Source organism: Pseudomonas sp. NFACC45, assembly GCF_900113505.1.
GTDB lineage: Bacteria > Pseudomonadota > Gammaproteobacteria > Pseudomonadales > Pseudomonadaceae > Aquipseudomonas > Aquipseudomonas tehranensis.
On sequence record NZ_FOPO01000001.1, the window covers coordinates 589,816 to 606,563 of the forward strand.

14 protein-coding genes are annotated in these 16,748 nt (G+C 62.2%); 11 read left to right on the forward strand and 3 right to left on the reverse strand.

The features are described 5' to 3' along the window. The 3 genes from tssK to tagH are packed head-to-tail and all read right to left on the reverse strand — an operon-like array spanning position 1 to position 3,374. Positions 1-1,335, reverse strand: coding sequence for a type VI secretion system baseplate subunit TssK (gene tssK / locus BM132_RS02680; protein WP_092452977.1), 1,335 nt, complete (start codon positions 1,333-1,335; stop codon positions 1-3). Between the two features lie 15 nt (positions 1,336-1,350). Then, positions 1,351-1,851 carry a type VI secretion system lipoprotein TssJ gene (gene tssJ / locus BM132_RS02685; protein ID WP_092403371.1) on the reverse strand — a complete coding sequence of 167 codons (501 nt, stop codon included), beginning with the start codon at positions 1,849-1,851 and terminating at the stop codon, positions 1,351-1,353. A 50-nt stretch (positions 1,852-1,901) separates the two neighbouring features. Continuing rightward, positions 1,902-3,374, reverse strand: a complete 1,473-nt coding sequence (gene tagH / locus BM132_RS02690; protein WP_092452980.1) for a type VI secretion system-associated FHA domain protein TagH — start codon at positions 3,372-3,374, stop codon at positions 1,902-1,904. 405 nt (positions 3,375-3,779) lie between these two features. On the opposite strand from tagH, the gene tssA reads away from it, so the two are divergent. From tssA to tssI, 11 genes are all read left to right on the forward strand, one after another. Continuing rightward, positions 3,780-4,814: a type VI secretion system protein TssA gene (tssA, locus tag BM132_RS02695; RefSeq protein ID WP_092403367.1), complete on the forward strand. Its 1,035-nt coding sequence runs from the start codon at positions 3,780-3,782 to the stop codon at positions 4,812-4,814. Positions 4,815-4,894: 80 nt separating this feature from the next. Further along, the gene (tssB, locus tag BM132_RS02700) at positions 4,895-5,410 is read left to right on the forward strand and encodes a type VI secretion system contractile sheath small subunit (protein ID WP_092403365.1); all 516 of its coding nucleotides are present in this window, start codon (positions 4,895-4,897) and stop codon (positions 5,408-5,410) included. 15 nt (positions 5,411-5,425) lie between these two features. After that, positions 5,426-6,922 carry a type VI secretion system contractile sheath large subunit gene (gene tssC, locus BM132_RS02705; RefSeq protein ID WP_092403363.1) on the forward strand — a complete coding sequence of 499 codons (1,497 nt, stop codon included), beginning with the start codon at positions 5,426-5,428 and terminating at the stop codon, positions 6,920-6,922. Positions 6,923-7,145: 223 nt separating this feature from the next. Then, positions 7,146-7,634, forward strand: coding sequence for an Hcp family type VI secretion system effector (locus BM132_RS02710; RefSeq protein ID WP_047226771.1), 489 nt, complete (start codon positions 7,146-7,148; stop codon positions 7,632-7,634). 81 nt (positions 7,635-7,715) lie between these two features. Further along, the gene (locus tag BM132_RS02715; RefSeq protein WP_092403361.1) at positions 7,716-8,174 is read left to right on the forward strand and encodes a type VI secretion system amidase effector protein Tae4; all 459 of its coding nucleotides are present in this window, start codon (positions 7,716-7,718) and stop codon (positions 8,172-8,174) included. Next, on the forward strand, positions 8,171-8,620 hold the full coding sequence (locus tag BM132_RS02720; protein ID WP_092452984.1) for a hypothetical protein: 450 nt from the start codon (positions 8,171-8,173) through the stop codon (positions 8,618-8,620). The genes BM132_RS02715 and BM132_RS02720 overlap by 4 nt, the downstream gene beginning before the upstream one ends. Next, positions 8,614-9,126: a type VI secretion system baseplate subunit TssE gene (tssE, locus tag BM132_RS02725; protein ID WP_092403357.1), complete on the forward strand. Its 513-nt coding sequence runs from the start codon at positions 8,614-8,616 to the stop codon at positions 9,124-9,126. Before BM132_RS02720 ends, tssE begins: the two co-directional genes overlap by 7 nt. Beyond that, on the forward strand, positions 9,123-10,982 hold the full coding sequence (gene tssF, locus BM132_RS02730; RefSeq protein ID WP_092403355.1) for a type VI secretion system baseplate subunit TssF: 1,860 nt from the start codon (positions 9,123-9,125) through the stop codon (positions 10,980-10,982). The genes tssE and tssF overlap by 4 nt, the downstream gene beginning before the upstream one ends. Next, positions 10,946-11,998: a type VI secretion system baseplate subunit TssG gene (tssG, locus tag BM132_RS02735; RefSeq protein ID WP_092452987.1), complete on the forward strand. Its 1,053-nt coding sequence runs from the start codon at positions 10,946-10,948 to the stop codon at positions 11,996-11,998. The genes tssF and tssG overlap by 37 nt, the downstream gene beginning before the upstream one ends. Further along, positions 11,991-14,669 (forward strand): type VI secretion system ATPase TssH, encoded by a 2,679-nt coding sequence (tssH, locus tag BM132_RS02740; RefSeq protein WP_092403351.1) that lies wholly within the window; start codon positions 11,991-11,993, stop codon positions 14,667-14,669. Before tssG ends, tssH begins: the two co-directional genes overlap by 8 nt. A 143-nt stretch (positions 14,670-14,812) precedes the next feature. Then, the gene (gene tssI, locus BM132_RS02745) at positions 14,813-16,744 is read left to right on the forward strand and encodes a type VI secretion system Vgr family protein (RefSeq protein ID WP_092452990.1); all 1,932 of its coding nucleotides are present in this window, start codon (positions 14,813-14,815) and stop codon (positions 16,742-16,744) included. The last annotated feature ends 4 nt before the right edge of the window (positions 16,745-16,748 follow it).

Below are 16,748 nucleotides of genomic sequence, written 5' to 3' on the forward strand. Positions count from 1 at the left end.
TTATCCTCGGATCGCCCAGAAAGCCAGGTTAAGCCCCGGGAACTGGCCGGCGATGTGGAACGCGAACCCGCCGGAGTTGCTCAATTGCTGCCAGTGATCGCTACCGCGGTCGAGTTCGTAATAAGTGGAGCCGGCGTGGTACGGAAGCTGGCGTGGCGCCACCGGCAACGGCAGCAGGCCGATGCCCGGCAATTGCAGGTTGACCAGATCGCGAATGTGCTCCACCGAGCCGACCTTGCTCTGCTGGCCGAAGCGACCGCGCAGGGTTTCGGCCGGGACATCGGCACGCACCACCAGGATGAAACTGGCGCTGTCGAGCAGGGTCTTGTCGGCCAGCATCGCCACATGGATGCCGTAGGCTTTCTCGACAATCGGAATCGGCGTGGCCTTGCTGTCAATCAGCATCGACAGGGCCTCACGCAGGGCCTGCATGACCGGCGCGTAACTGAGCGCCAGGTCATCGTGCTGGTATTGCGGATATTCCTGCGGTCGTCGCCCCGAAGCGGTGAAGGTCGAGAACTCACCGGCCAGGCTGACCAGCTCGCTGTAGAACCGCTCGGGGTGCAATGGGCTCAACTGGCTCAGGTGCTGGATCAGCGGCTGCGCGCGGTTGACCAATTGCAGCAGCATGAAATCGGCGATCTCCGAGGCGCCCCCGGCACCGGACGCCACCACCCGCCCGGCGAGGGCTTCGCCGCGTTGATGGAGCAGGCCCAACAGTTCGCTGCGAAACGCGGCCAACGGTTTGGAGGCGGCCACATCCAGCAGCGGCGGGATGTAGCTGTCGTCCAGCACCAGGGCGCGGTCGGCACGTTTTTCCTTGATGCGTACCAGGCCGATGGCGGCGTAGTCACTGATGCCGTCCTGCGCGGTCAACAGGCGCAACGCCCGCGAACCCAAGGCGACCGGCGCGCGGTTCTCGAACGGTGCGTTATCGTCGCGCACTTCGCACACTTGGCTCACGTAGCGCGCCGCGCCGAGGGCTTCACCTTCGTCAACGGTGTCACGCGCACCAGCACGCTTGAGCGGCAAGACCAGGTACACCAGACCATCGCGCAGGTTGTCATCGACGTTCAGCGCAGGCGGCGCCAGGTCATCCTCGGGGATGTTGAACGGTGTGCCGTCCGGCAGCAGGCCCCGCGCCGAAACGATCGCCAGCTTGCCCTGGGCCAGCAGGCCCTGGTCGATCAGCAATTGGGAAAAACCCCAGGCACCGGCCGACAACGGACGGCTGCGGGCGTCGATGAGGTTTTCCAGGTAACGGTCATGCTGCTGGAAGTGCTGCGTTCCAATGAACATGCCTTCCGACCAGACCACGCGATTGTTCCAGGACATGGGGGCTCCGATTGCTTATTGGGCAGGGCTGGATGGGGGAACGACGACGGCGCTGCGCACGGCGCGCACGTCGAGGCTGATCTGGTATTCGGTGTATTGGCGCGGCGGGACATTCATCACCGTGCGCCACAGCGACCGGTCCAGTTCGCGATAGCCCACCAGTACGCCGATATGGCGGGTAGCCGGATCGAGGTCGCGTTGCAGGCTCAACTGCTGACCGGGCTGGATCAGCACTTCGTCCTGATCGATCAGGTCGGCGCCGAGGGTCGCCTGGGCCCGTTCGGCCAGGGCGAAATAATCGGAGCGGGCGAAGGTGGCGGCATTTTTCAGTTCGAAAATACGCACCCGGACCGGCGCCGGATGACCCGTGGCGCCGGGGTTGAGGCCGGCAATGGCGTGAAAGTGCAGTTCGACGGCAGCGGTATCAGCCTCTTCGGACTGTGAATCGGCCGCATCCTTGGCGCATGCCGTCAGCAGAAGCCCGGTGGCGACTGCGAGTAAAAACCTGAAAATCATCCTGCGTCCTCAATGACGTTTGAGCTATCCGTTGATTGCTTTTAAAGGTGTTATAGGCGGCGCTGTCGCGCGCTGTGCTCTTCGTAGGCGCGACTGAATTCACGACCGAACAGGTCCTGGAAATCCTCCTGGGCTTCCCGGGAAATGTTGCTGTAGAGCTCGGTGAATTGCTGCCAGTACTGCGCCTGTCGCGAGCCGTTGAAAATGCTCGACAGGCCAGCGGGCTTGCCCATGCGCTCTTCCAGTTGCGCCGGTTCAAAGCGCGCCAGCAAATGCTTGATGGCCGCTTCCACGCCGGCCATCACTGCCAATTGGTGAGCGCGCAGGTCGTCGAAGCTGTCACGCACCGCCACATCCGGCGCCATGAAGGCCTGGTTGCCATGACGCAGCAGCAACAACATGGCCTCCTCGACATTGGGGGCGAACTTCAGCGGGTTGTTTTCCACCGGCTGGATCATCGTTTGCTGAATGCGGAACTCACCCTTGAGGCTGCTGCGGGCGCGCAAGACATCGATCAAACCTTCGACCATCAGCCGATAGCTGCGCCCGATGCTTTCCATCTGCGCCTCGGCCTGGGCCTGGTCCAGGCGCAACTGGTCCAGCCCGGCGCCGCGCAGGAACACTTGCAACAGGTCCGGTTGGGCGGCGTCGAGCGGCTTGGGCGGCGTGGCCGGGGTTTGAACGCTGGTCACCGGCGCCTCGCGCAGCGGCGCAGGTTCGGCGGTTATGCTGACCTGAGGCGGGTGTGTCGGCACCGGTTCTACGACAAGCGGCTCTACGACAGGCCGCTCGACAACGGGCGGTGGCGCAACCGGTGGCGCAGCGACAGGAATCGGGGCAACTGCCACGGGCGCGGGCTTGTCGCTGAACGGGTCCCAGTCCTCCGGTATCACCGAGGCCGAGGCCTGCGCCACAGGCTCGATCACAGGCGGCGGGCTGGGAGGAGCAATGGGCGTCGGCGGACGGAAATCATGCTGTTGGGCCGGTACATGGTCAGGCTGGGTGGCCGGCGGGACACTGCTCGGGCTCAGGAAGTCGAACAGGTCTGGCAAGGTGTCCATGGCCGAGGCGCCCTGGAAATGGGCCGGGGGAGCCACGGGCATCGGCGTGGGTGTATTCAAGCCGGCACTCTGATGCCCCATCAAGGCTTCGAAGCTGCTGGGCGCCTCAGCAAACGGATTGCTGTCGGAGACTGGCAGGTTGAAATCCACCCGCGCCTGGATTTCATAATCGCCAATGCGGATAACTTCGCCGTCTTGCAGCGGCTCACTGTTGCCCTTGCGCAAACGAACACCGGCCTTGACCAATTCCACACCGTTAGTGCTGTTATCGGTTAAGTAATAACGCCCGTCTTTGTATTGAATAACGCAATGTTTGCCGGAAACCAGGCGCTCAGGGTCCGGTAATACCCAGTCATTATCGGAATTACGGCCAATTGCCATCACCCCCTGATCCATGGACTTCTCAGAACACTGGCCCGGGGTAATCTTGTGATAACTAGTGATCGTCAAACACAGCGCCATCTTGCCTCCTTGCTGAACACTTGCGCATGCGATCGAGTGCCGGGATCTACGCCCGAACGACTCGTCGGCAAACCTTTGCAACCGACTGCGAAACGGCTTTTTGCCAGCATGATTGCTGATATTAACCCGCCTGCATGACAAAAAACCTGCATCAGTGCCTGCCTTGACCTACTGGTCGCGCAGGTTGTTAAGCGCCTCACAACTGTCACACAGGGGAAATAGCTTACCTTGACAAGCGATAAGTACTACACCAAAAATGCACAACTTCTTGAATATAGGTGATGGCACTTTAAGATCATTCAGCATCTAAAGGGCCATTAGCCTCAAGGAACATGTGAAGTTCTATTCGGAACTTGCGTGTGCACTGCCCGAGTTATTCAGCGGGCGATAGGGAGATCGAACGAAGTGGATGTGCCTCTGCTGCTCGCCGCTGTATCCGCAACTTCGCCGTGCGGTGAAGATTTGGAATATGACGCGGATTTCTTGCGCCTGGAACGCGATTCCCAAGGTCAGCCCGAGCGCAGCATGGGCGATTCGATATTGCCTGCCGAACCCCCTGAGTGGCGCAGCATCCAGCAGCAAAGCCTGGACCTGCTGCAACGCAGCAAAGACCTGCGCATCACCCATTTCCTACTGCAAAGTTCCCTGGCCCTGGAAGGCATACCGGGCCTGGCCCGCGTGTTGACGCTGATCAGCGAATTGCTCAAGCAGTACTGGGCCGAGCTGCATCCGCGCCTGGACGCCGAGGACGACAACGATCCCACCGTGCGCATCAACGCCCTCGCCGGCCTGACATCCGATATCACCATTGGCCTGCTGCGCGAAAGCATCCTGGCCCGCTCGCGCACCTTCGGTGCCGTGAGCCTGCGCGCCGCCGCCAATGCCAGCGGCCTGCAAAGTTTCCCGAATGAAAGCCTCGGCGCCGAACAGCTCGCCGGAGCCCTGCTCGACAGTGATCCCGAGCAGCTGGAAATCACCCGCGACGCCCTGTTGCAAGCTCGCGCAGCCGCCGAAGCCATCGAGCAACAGGTCAGCGATCAAGTCGGTTCTGCCCAAGGCGTGGACCTTGGCCCGCTGAAGCAACCGCTCAAGATGGCCCTGCAGATCCTTGGCCAGTTCGCCCCACAGAGCGGCGACAGCGCCCTGCCCGATGTCATCAGCGGCGACGACAACGCCGCGCCGGTTGAACACGCCACCGCGCCAAGCGCGAGCGCGCCACGCAGCGCCGCCCCTGGCGAAATCAACAGCCGCGACGACGTGCTGCGCAGCCTGGACCGGATTCTCGCTTACTACGCCCGTCAAGAGCCCTCCAGCCCGCTGCCGGTGCTGTTGAATCGGGCCAAGATTCTGGTGAACGCCGACTTTGCGACCATCGTGCGCAACCTGATTCCCGACGGCATGAGTCAATTTGAAAACCTGCGCGGCCCAGACAGCGAATAAAAGCGAACGGATCACGCAGTCACGTCACCGGCACCCCCGATGACGCCAACACCGTCGCTCAAGCGACCAGGAGCAGCAACGTGGCGAAGCAAAGTTCTCAGAAATTCATCGCGCGCAACCGTGCGCCTCGAGTGCAGATCGAGTACGACGTCGAGCTCTACGGCGCCGAGAAAAAGGTCCAGTTGCCCTTTGTCATGGGGGTGATGGCGGACCTGGCCGGCAAGCCCGCCGAGCCTCTGGCACCTGTGGCCGATCGCAAATTCCTTGAAATCGATGTCGACAATTTCGACTCGCGCCTCAAGGCCATGCAGCCTCGCGTGGCGTTCCATGTCCCTAACGAGCTGACCGGCGAAGGCAACCTAAGCCTGGACCTGACCTTCGAAAGCATGGACGACTTCAGCCCTGCGGCCGTGGCCCGCAAGGTCGACTCGCTGAACAAGTTGCTCGAAGCGCGCACCCAACTGGCCAACCTGCTGACCTACATGGACGGCAAGACCGGCGCCGAAGAAATCATCATGAAAGCGATCAAGGACCCTGCCCTGCTGCAGGCCCTGGCCAGCGCGCCGAAGCCCGCCGACAACGAGCCCCAGGCTTAATCAGGACGAATGATCATGACCGAATCAGCACGTGAAAATCAGTCCCAGGCCCTGGGCACCACCGAAGTCCCCAGCGAGTTCGCCTCGCTGCTGATGCAAGAATTCAAGCCCAAGACCGAGCGCGCTCGCGAAGCCGTCGAAACCGCCGTGCGCACCCTCGCCGAGCAGGCCCTGGCGCAGACTGACCTGGTGTCCAACGACGCCATCAAGTCGATCGAATCGATCATAGCCGCCATCGACGCCAAGCTCACCGCCCAGGTCAACCAGGTCATCCATCACCCCGACTTCCAGCAGCTGGAAAGCGCCTGGCGTGGCCTGCACTACCTGGTCAACAACACCGAGAGCGATGAGCAGCTCAAGATCCGCGTGCTCAACATCTCCAAGACCGACCTGCACAAGACCCTGAAGAAATTCAAGGGCACCGCGTGGGACCAGAGCCCGATCTTCAAGAAGATGTACGAAGAAGAATACGGCCAGTTCGGCGGTGAACCGTACGGTTGCCTGGTGGGCGACTACTACTTCGACCAGTCGCCACCCGACGTGGAGCTGCTGGGCGAGCTGTCGAAAGTCTGCGCCGCCATGCACTCGCCGTTCATTGCCGCCGCATCGCCGACCGTGATGGGCATGGGCTCGTGGCAGGAACTGTCGAATCCGCGCGACCTGACCAAGATCTTCACCACGCCGGAATATGCCGGCTGGCGTTCGCTGCGTGAATCGGAAGACTCGCGCTACATCGGCCTGACCATGCCGCGCTTCCTGGCGCGCCTGCCATACGGCGCCAAGACCGACCCGGTGGAAGCCTTCGCCTTCGAAGAAAATACCGACGGCGCCGACAGCTCCAAGTACACCTGGGCCAACGCCGCTTATGCGATGGCGGTGAACATCAACCGTTCGTTCAAACACTTCGGCTGGTGCTCGCGCATCCGTGGCGTGGAATCTGGCGGTGAAGTGGAAAACCTGCCAGCCCACACCTTCCCTACCGATGACGGCGGCGTGGACATGAAGTGCCCGACCGAAATCGCCATTTCGGACCGCCGTGAAGCGGAGCTGGCGAAGAACGGTTTCATGCCGCTGCTGCACAAGAAAAACACCGACTTCGCCGCGTTCATCGGCGCCCAGTCATTGCAGAAACCGGCCGAATACGACGACCCGGACGCCACCGCCAACGCCAACCTGGCCGCGCGCCTGCCGTACCTGTTCGCCACCTGCCGCTTCGCCCATTACCTCAAGTGCATCGTGCGCGACAAGATCGGTTCCTTCAAAGAGAAGGACGAAATGCAGCGCTGGTTGCAGGACTGGATCCTCAACTACGTCGACGGTGACCCGGCGCACTCCACCGAGACCACCAAGGCCCAGCACCCACTGGCCGCCGCCGAGGTCATCGTCGAGGAAGTCGAAGGCAACCCGGGGTACTACAACTCCAAGTTCTACCTGCGCCCGCACTACCAGCTCGAAGGGCTGACCGTGTCGCTGCGCCTGGTATCGAAACTGCCTTCGGCCAAGGGTGCGTAAAAACCTGTTGAACGGTACGCGGTAAACATGTGGGAGCGAGCCTGCTCGCGATAGCGGATCAGTCGCCACCTGCGTTGCCTGACACGCCGCTATCGCGAGCAGGCTCGCTCCCACAGGGGATCTTCAGCGGTTTGGAGATCAGCTTGCGCCCCGTTCAGCACAATAGATTTCGCAAGGTCGGCGTCAATCAAACAATGTGGTAGAGACCACACAGGGAGAAAACATGGCTGTTGATATTTTCATCAAGATCGGCGACATCAAGGGCGAGTCCATGGACAAGGCCCACAAGGACGAGATCGATGTCCTGAACTGGAGCTGGGGCATGTCCCAGTCCGGCAACATGCACGTGGGCAGTGGCGGTGGTGCGGGCAAGGTCAACGTGCAGGACCTGTCGCTGACCAAGTTCGTCGACAAGGCATCGCCCAACCTGATGATGCATTGCGCAAGCGGCAAGCACATCGACAAGGTCAAGCTGACCGTGCGCAAGGCCGGCGGTGAAAGCCAGGTCGAGTACATGATCATCAACCTGGAAGAAGTGCTGATCACCTCCCTGAGCACCGGCGGCTCGGGCAACGATGATCGCCTGACCGAAAACGTCACCCTGAACTTCGCCAAGGTGATGGTCGACTATCAGCCGCAAAAAGCCGACGGCACCAAGGAAGGCGGCCCGGTCAAGTTCGGCTGGAACATCCGCCAGAACGTCAAGGTGTGATCGAACACGCCCCCGGTGCCACGCGCCGGGGGTGTTTGGTGCTTGCTCGAATCCAATCCTTTCCCACCCGGTATCTGAGTCATGGCCAAGCCTTCGTTTATCAATTTGTGGAAAGCCTATTCCGATCTGCTGGTGACCTACCCTGACGCGAAACCTTGCGACGGTCCGTGGGCCAACCAGTGCGCGATTCGCATGAGCATCACGCTCAATACCGAACTGAGCATCAAGGTCAACAAGTCCACCTACACCGAACCCAAGTGTGCGCATGGGCATGCGCGGGGGGCTGAGTCGCTGGCAAATTGGTTGTGGAAACACCACTTGGGCCGTCCAACTATCCTCGGCGGCAGCGCAGAAGAGCGCCGAAATCTGATGGACAAAAAAGGCCTTATTTTTTTCAAGGACTGCTTCCAACAACTGGGAGAGTCTCTAGACGGTCGCACCGGCGATCATATCGATCTGTGGAACCGTGGCTTTACCGCTAGCCGGTATGACGATCCGTCCTATCGATCCAAGGCGATCTGGTTCTGGGAGCTTTTATGATCAAAGCTCATTGCGCAGTATTTATGGGTTGCTTGCTTTCGAGTCTGACGGCCTGTGCCGGGCAGCAAGCTGCACCGGCGACGCCAGCCGCAGCGGTGAATCAAGTGGTCTCGATGGACGGGCAACAGTTAACCCTGGTGAATGACCAACAACGCTGCGCGCTACGCAAACCAGACCAGACCCTAATGCCACTCGACTTGCCATGGCCCTGCCAATTCACCGTCGACAGACAAGGCAAATCGCATGTCGAGACCTTCGGCAAGGTGCCCATTGTCATCGTTATTCATTTGACGACAACGGCTGAGGACAGTCCTGAGTGTCGATCCGAGTATCGCGCCATACGCCAGATCAACGGACAACTCGAACCCTCGATAATCGCTCGCACGGGTAGTTGCCTGCGCGGTGCAGGCGATCAGAAAGACTACACGGGCCTTTTCACTTGGTAACCGAAATCGCCACCCGCGATCGCCTGCAACCGTCCCTGCTGGACCGGTTGACCGACGACGACCCGAGCAACCTCAAGGAAAGCGCCGACAAGCGCGTGTTGTCGCTCACCCAGTTGAAAGCCTCGGTGCTGCGCGACCTGGCGTGGTTACTCAACACCACTTCGTTGCTCGATGCCGATGCCACGCTGCACACCCCGGCAGGCACGTCTGTGGTCAATTTCGGGTTGCCGGCGCTGGCCGGCAACAGCGCGTCGAACGTCGACCTGCCGGCCCTCGAAGCGCTGATCCACCAGGCCATCGCCACGTTCGAACCGCGCATCTTGCGCCACACACTGCGGGTGCGAGCCCGAGCAACCGCCGAAATGAACCACAACGCCTTGAGTTTCGAGATTGAGGGTGACCTCTGGGCGCAGCCCGTGCCGCTGCGTCTGATGCTGCAAACCGATCTGGACCTGGAAACCGGCCACGTGCGCGTTGTCCATGCCGACCAGCGGAGACGCCCATGAACCCGCGCCTGCTGGAGCTGTACAACCAGGAACTGCACCATGTGCGCGAAAGCGCGGCGGAGTTCGCCAAGGAATACCCCAAGATCGCCAGTCGGCTGACGTTGTCCGGGATGGACTGCGCCGACCCGTACGTCGAACGTTTGCTGGAAGGCTTCGCCTACCTGACAGCGCGGGTGCAGCTCAAGCTCGATGCCGAGTACCCGACCTTCACCCATAACCTGCTGGAAATCGCCTACCCCCACTATCTGGCGCCCACGCCGTCGATGACCGTGGTGCAACTGCAGACCGATCCCGATGAGGGCTCGCTGAGCGCAGGCTTTGCGCTGCCCCGGGACACCGTCCTGCGCGCCGCCCTGGGGCGTGAAACCCAGACCTGCTGCGAGTACCGCACCGCCCACGCGGTGACGTTGTGGCCGCTGCAGGTCAGCCAGGCCGAATACTTCGGCAACCCGTCCGCCGTGCTCGGACGCCTGGCCGCCAGCGAGCCTAAGGCCAAGGCCGGCCTGCGCCTGACCCTGCGTACAGGTGCCGAACTGCCGTTCAACAGCCTGCCCCTGGACAACCTGCCGCTGTACCTCAGCGGTGCCGACGAACAGCCCTTCCGCCTCTACGAACAACTGCTGAGCAATGCTTGCGCGGTGTTCGCCCGCAAGCCCGGCGGCGATTGGGTTGAACGCTTGCCCCAGGACGCGCTGTGCTCGCGGGGTTTCGACGATGCCGATGCCGCGCTGCCCGTGGTCTCACGCGCCTTCCAGGGCTATCGCTTGTTGCAGGAATACTTCGCCCTGCCCCATCGGTTCCTGTTCGTCGACTTCACGCAATTGAGCCGCGCGGTCAAGCGCTGCGACGGTCAGGAGCTGGAGCTGATCGTGCTGTTCGACCGTCACGACCCGAGCCTGGAGGGCAGCGTTGGCGCCGCTCAGTTTCTGCCGTTCTGCACCCCAGCGATCAACCTGTTCCCCAAGCGCCTGGATCGCATCCACCTCTCGGAGCGGGTCAACGAACATCACGTCATTGCCGACCGCACCCGCCCGATGGATTTCGAAGTGCATTCGCTGACCGGCCTCACCGGCCACGGCACCGGGCCGGAGCAGCCGTTCCTGCCGTTCTATGCCGTGCGCGATCCGTCACGTTACGGGCGCGACCAGGCCTACTACACAGTACGACGTGAGCCGCGAGTGTTATCCAGCGACCAGCGACGCAACGGCCCGCGCTCGACCTACGTGGGTAGCGAAACCTTCGTCAGCCTGGTGGACAGCCAGCAGGCGCCCTATCGCCACGACCTGCGCCAACTGGGCGTGACGGCGCTGTGCACCAACCGCGACCTGCCACTGTTCATGAGCGTGGGCAATGGCAAGACCGATTTCACGTTGGCCGACAGCGCGCCCGTGGGTGCAATCCGCTGCGTAGCAGGTCCCAGTCGGCCACGGGCCAGCCATGCCCATGACGCCAAGGCCTGGCGCCTGATCAGCCAACTGTCGCTCAACTACCTGTCCCTGAGCGAGCAAGGCCAGGGCGCCGCTGCCCTGCGCGAACTGCTGCGCCTGTACGGCGACAGCAACGATGCAGCGCTGCAGTTGCAGATCGAAGGCCTGCGCGAAGTCAGCAGCAAGGCCTGCACTCGACGCTTGCCGATGCCCGGCCCGATCGTGTTTGGTCGTGGCCTGGAAATCACCCTGGAATTTGATGAAAACGCGTTTCGCGGCACCGGGGTGTTTTTGCTCGGCGCGGTGTTCGAGCGCTTCCTGGCACGCTACGTGTCGATCAACAGTTTTACCGAGACGGTGATCCGTACCACCGAACGCGGCGAGATCATGCGATGGAAAGCCAAGCCCGGACGTCGTCCGACCCTTTGAGTACCCTGGACGCGATGCACCAGGAGCCCTGGGAATACGACTTCTTCCAGGCCTTGCGGCGTATCGAGTGCGAATCCCCCGAACTGCCGCGTCTGGGCCATTCATTACGCCTGGCCGATGACCCGCTGCGCCTGGGGCAACAGGCCGAATGCACCTTCGCCCCGGCGACCCTGGCCTCGGTGCAACCGGGCCTCGACGGTGCGCCGGCGCGCCTGGAACAGTTCTTCTTCGGCCTCGGCGGCCCCAACGGCCCGCTGCCGCTGCACATCACCGAATACGTGCGCGAACGCCAGCGCAACAACGCCGACAGCACCAGCAAACGTTTCCTCGACGTGTTCCACCATCGCCTGCTCAGCCTGTTCTACCGGGCCTGGGCCGAAGCGCGGCCAACGGTCAGCCATGATCGCCCGGACGACGACTATTGGTCGGCACGCCTGGCCGCCCTCAGTGGTCGGGGCATGCCGAGCCTGCTCAAGCAAGGGCTGATTCCTGACACGGCGAAACTGCACTACAGCGGCCACTTATCAGCCCAAACCCGCTACCCGGACGGTTTGAAAGCCATCATCAGCGAGTACTTCGGCCTGCCGGTGGAAATCGAAGAATACGTCGGCCAATGGCTGGAACTGCCAGAACGCAGCCGCGTGGGCGTCAGCGCCCATCAGTTGGGCGTGGACTTTTGCCTGGGCCGCTACGTGTGGGATCGCCAGCACAAATTCCGCATTCGCCTGGGGCCACTCAAGCTCGATGACTACATGGGCATGTTGCCCGGCAGCCAACCCTTCAACGAGCTGGTGGCCTGGGTCGCCGAATATCTGGGCCATGAACTGGACTGGGACCTGAACCTGATCCTGGAACAACCCGAAGTACCGGCGCTGCAACTCAACGGTCGTTTGCGCCTGGGGTTCAACACCTGGTTGGGACGCCCCGAAACAGATGCCAAGGATTTAATACTGGCCCGGCATTACGCCGAACAGGCCAACACCTCACAGACCTCAAGGAGCCATGAGCATGGGTGAAATCAGTCGCGCCGCGTTGTTCGGCAAACTCAACAGCGTGGCCTACAAAGCCATCGAAGCCGCCACCGTGTTCTGCAAGTTGCGCGGTAACCCCTACGTGGAACTGGCCCACTGGTTTCATCAGTTGCTGCAGCTGCAGGACTCGGACCTGCACCGCATCATCCGCCAGTTCAATATCGAGCCGGCGCGCCTGGCCCGCGACCTGACCGAAGCCTTGGACCGCTTGCCACGGGGCTCGACCTCCATCACCGACCTGTCTTCCCACGTTGAAGAAGCCGTGGAGCGCGGTTGGGTCTACGGCAGCCTGATGTTCGGCGAAAGCCAGGTGCGCACCGGTTATCTGGTGCTGGGTATTCTCAAGACGCCAAGCCTGCGCCATGCATTGCTGGGGCTGTCGTCGGAGTTCGACAAGGTCAAGGTCGAGGCCTTGAGCGAGCGCTTTGACGAATACGTCGGTGACTCCCCGGAAAACGCTCTGACCGCTAGCGACGGTTTCAACGCCGGTGCCGTACCGGGCGAGGCCAGTGGCGCCATGTCCCCCAGTGCCATGGGCAAACTGGAAGCCCTCAAGCGCTTCACCGTCGACCTCACCGAACAGGCCCGCAGCGGCAAGCTCGACCCCATCGTCGGTCGCGACGAAGAGATCCGCCAACTGGTGGATATCCTCATGCGCCGCCGGCAGAACAACCCGATCCTCACTGGTGAAGCCGGCGTGGGCAAGACCGCCGTGGTCGAAGGCTTTGCCCTGCGCATCGTCGCCGGTGATGTGCCGCCATCGCTCAAGGACGTGGAACTGCGCAGCCTCGATGTCGGCCTGCTGCAGGCCGGCGCGAGCATGAAAGGCGAGTTCGAACAGCGCCTGCGCCAGGTCATCGAAGACGTCCAGGCGTCGCCCAAACCGATCATTTTGTTCATCGACGAAGCCCATACCCTGGTGGGTGCCGGTGGCGCTGCCGGTACGGGCGACGCGGCCAACCTGCTCAAGCCGGCCCTGGCGCGCGGCACCCTGCGCACCGTGGCCGCCACGACCTGGGCCGAGTACAAGAAGCACATCGAAAAAGACCCGGCCCTGACCCGGCGTTTCCAGGTGGTGCAAGTCGCCGAGCCTTCCGAGGACAAAGCGCTGCTGATGATGCGCGGCGTGGCCTCGACCATGGAAAAACACCACCAGGTACAGATCCTCGACGAAGCCCTGGAAGCCTCGGTCAAACTGTCGCACCGCTACATCCCGGCGCGCCAGTTGCCGGACAAATCCGTGAGCCTGCTGGACACCGCCTGCGCCCGCGTCGCCATCAGCCTGCACGCGGTGCCGGCCGAAGTGGACGATAGCCGTCGGCGCATCGAAGCGCTGGAAACCGAGCTGCAAATCATCGCCCGTGAGCACGCCATCGGCATCGCCATCGGCACCCGCCAAACCCAGAGCGAGAACTTGCTAAGCGCTGAACGCGAACGCCTGGCCGAGCTGGAAAGCCGTTGGGCCGAAGAGAAAGCCCTGGTGGACGAGTTGCTCGCCACCCGCGCCACCTTGCGCGAGCGTGTCGGCGTGGTGGACAGCGAGGACGGTAGCGAAACCAGCCACGCCCTGCGCGAGCAACTGGTTGACCTGCAACAGCGCCTGAGCGCTCTGCAAGGCGAAACCCCATTGATTCTGCCGACCGTGGACTACCAGGCCGTGGCCTCGGTGGTCGCCGACTGGACCGGTATCCCGGTGGGCCGCATGGCCCGCAACGAACTGGAAACGGTGCTCAACCTCGACCAGCACCTGAAAAACCGCATCATCGGTCAGGACCACGCCTTGCAGATGATCGCCAAGCGCATCCAGACCTCCCGCGCCGGCCTGGACAACCCGAGCAAACCCATTGGCGTGTTCATGCTCGCCGGCACCTCCGGCGTGGGCAAGACCGAAACCGCCCTGGCCCTGGCCGAAGCCATGTACGGCGGCGAGCAGAACGTCATCACCATCAACATGAGCGAGTTCCAGGAAGCCCACACCGTGTCCACCCTCAAGGGCGCGCCACCGGGTTACATCGGCTACGGCGAAGGCGGCGTGTTGACCGAAGCCGTGCGGCGCAAACCCTACAGCGTGGTGCTGCTGGACGAGGTGGAAAAAGCCCACCCGGACGTGCATGAAATCTTCTTCCAAGTGTTCGACAAAGGCGTGATGGAGGACGGCGAAGGCCGGGTGATCGACTTCAAGAACACCTTGATCCTGCTGACCACCAACGCTGGCACCGAGCTGATTGCCCAGGTCTGCAAAGACCCGCAGAACGTGCCGGAGCCGGAAGAAATCGCCAAGGCCCTGCGCCAGCCGCTGCTGGAAATTTTCCCGCCGGCCCTGCTCGGGCGCCTGGTGACCATTCCGTACTACCCGCTCAGCGACGAGATGCTCAAAGCCATCACCCGCCTGCAACTCAACCGCATCAAAAAACGCGTGGAGAACACCCACAAAGTCGCTTTCGACTACGACGATGCGGTGATCGACCTGATCGTCTCGCGCTGCACCGAAACCGAAAGCGGCGGACGCATGATCGACGCCATCCTGACCAACAGCCTGCTGCCGGACATGAGCCGCGAGTTCCTCACTCGCATGCTCGAAGGCAAGGCGCTGGCCGGCGTGCGGATCAGCGCCCGGGACAATGAATTGCAGTACGATTTCAGCGACGCGGCCTAAGGTCAAACCCGCCCATGTAGGAGCTGCCGAAGGCTGCGATCTTTTGATCTTCCGCTTGAGACTCAAGGGTCTGAGCAAAGATCGCAGCCTCGCGTTGCTCGACAGCTCCTACGGGGAAACAAGGCAGTAACAAGGGATAATTGATGTTATTCAACCAAGCCTCACGCCTGGCCAAAATCACCAGCCCCCTGGGACCTGAGGTACTGTTGCTCAAGGACATGGGCGGCGGCGAAGAGCTGGGGCGGCTGTTCAACTACGAGTTGCAGTTGCACTCGCTGGACAACGCCATCGACCTCAACCAGGTGCTCGGCAAACCCATGTGCGTGAGCCTGCAACTGGACGGCGGCGGCGAGCGGCATTTCCACGGCATCGTTTCGCGCTTCAGCCAGAACGTTGACCAAGGCCAGTTCGCCAGTTACCAGGCGACCTTGCGGCCCTGGCTATGGCTGCTGACCCGTACCTCCGATTGCCGGATTTTCCAGAACCTGACCATCCCGCAGATCATCAAGCAGGTGTTTCGCGACCTGGGCTTCTCCGACTTCGAAGACGCCCTCAGCCGCCCCTATCGCGAGTGGGAATACTGCGTGCAGTATCGCGAAACCAGCTTCGATTTCGTCAGCCGCCTGATGGAGCAGGAAGGGATCTACTACTTCTTCCGCCACGAACAGGGCCGCCATGTATTGGTGCTGGCCGACGCCTATGGCGCCCACACCACGGTGCCCGGCTACGGTTCGGTGCCCTACTACCCGAAAAACGAACAGCAGCGCGAGCGCGACCATATCCACGACTGGCACCTGGCCCAGGAAGTGCAGCCCGGCTCGCTGGAACTCAACGACTACGACTTCCAGCGCCCCAGCGCGCGCATCGACGTGCGTTCGGCCATGCCGCGCCCGCACACCGCCGGCGACTATCCGCTGTACGACTACCCCGGCACCTATGTGCAGAGCCAGGACGGCGAACACTACGCCCGCACCCGCATCGAAGCCTTGCAGACCCTGCACGAGCAAGTGGAGCTGGCCGGCAACGCCCGGGGCCTGGGCTCGGGCCACCTGTTCAGCCTCACCGGCTTCACTCGCCAGGACCAGAACCGCGAATACCTGATCGTCGGCGCCCGCTATTACGTGTCCCAGGAAAGCGGTGAAACCGGCGGCGGCGCGCCTTCGGCCCAGTTCGAAAGCAGCCTGACCTGCATCGCCGCTCAACAAAGCTACCGGCCGCTGCCCACCACCCATCGCCCCATCGTCAAAGGCCCGCAGACCGCGTTGGTGGTCGGCCCCAAGGGCGAGGAAATCTGGACCGATCAGTTCGGCCGGGTGAAGGTGCATTTCTACTGGGACCGTCACGACCAGTCCAACGAAAACAGCTCGTGCTGGATTCGCGTGTCACAGTCCTGGGCCGGGAAAAACTGGGGCTCGATGCAGATCCCGCGCATTGGCCAGGAAGTGATTGTCAGCTTCCTCGAAGGCGACCCCGACCGACCGATCATCACCGGTCGCGTCTACAACGCCGAACAGACCGTGCCTTATGACCTGCCCGCAAACGCCACCCAGAGCGGCATGAAAAGCCGTTCGAGCAAGGGCGGTACGCCAGCGAATTTCAACGAAATCCGCATGGAAGACAAAAAAGGCGCCGAGCAGTTGTATATCCATGCCGAGCGCAACCAGGACATCGTGGTGGAGGTGGATGAAAGCCACTCGGTGGGCCACGACCGCAACAAGAGCATCGGCCACAACGAGACGGTGACCATCGGCAACAACCGCCTGCGCATCGTCAAGCAGGAAGACATCCTGTCGGTGGGCCTGCGCAAGACCGACAGCATCAGCCAGAGCTACGTCATTGAAGTGGGCGAGAACCTGCGCCTGGTGTGCGGCGAAAGCATCCTGGAGCTCAACGCCAGCGGCCAGATCAATTTGACCGGCGTGCAAATCAGTTTCTATGCCAGCGGCGATGCCGAATTCAACACCGGCGGCGTGCTGCACCTGAACAACGGCGGCGGCCCCGGTGCCACGCCCGACGGCCAGGGCGTCAAGGCGAGCATCGACGCCAACATCGCTGCCGCGTTCCCCAAGGGCTAACCAC

Excerpts from the sequence above, each read along its gene's own strand:
- tssK (WP_092452977.1), bottom strand. The coding sequence starts at position 1,335 with ATGTCCTGGAACAATCGCGTGGTCTGGTCGGAAGGCATGTTCATTGGA.
- tssJ (WP_092403371.1), bottom strand. The coding sequence starts at position 1,851 with ATGATTTTCAGGTTTTTACTCGCAGTCGCCACCGGGCTTCTGCTGACG.
- tagH (WP_092452980.1), bottom strand. The coding sequence starts at position 3,374 with ATGGCGCTGTGTTTGACGATCACTAGTTATCACAAGATTACCCCGGGC.
- tssC (WP_092403363.1), top strand. The coding sequence starts at position 5,426 with ATGACCGAATCAGCACGTGAAAATCAGTCCCAGGCCCTGGGCACCACC.
- BM132_RS02710 (WP_047226771.1), top strand. The coding sequence starts at position 7,146 with ATGGCTGTTGATATTTTCATCAAGATCGGCGACATCAAGGGCGAGTCC.
- BM132_RS02715 (WP_092403361.1), top strand. The coding sequence starts at position 7,716 with ATGGCCAAGCCTTCGTTTATCAATTTGTGGAAAGCCTATTCCGATCTG.
- BM132_RS02720 (WP_092452984.1), top strand. The coding sequence starts at position 8,171 with ATGATCAAAGCTCATTGCGCAGTATTTATGGGTTGCTTGCTTTCGAGT.
- tssF (WP_092403355.1), top strand. The coding sequence starts at position 9,123 with ATGAACCCGCGCCTGCTGGAGCTGTACAACCAGGAACTGCACCATGTG.
- tssG (WP_092452987.1), top strand. The coding sequence starts at position 10,946 with ATGGAAAGCCAAGCCCGGACGTCGTCCGACCCTTTGAGTACCCTGGAC.
- tssH (WP_092403351.1), top strand. The coding sequence starts at position 11,991 with ATGGGTGAAATCAGTCGCGCCGCGTTGTTCGGCAAACTCAACAGCGTG.
- tssI (WP_092452990.1), top strand. The coding sequence starts at position 14,813 with ATGTTATTCAACCAAGCCTCACGCCTGGCCAAAATCACCAGCCCCCTG.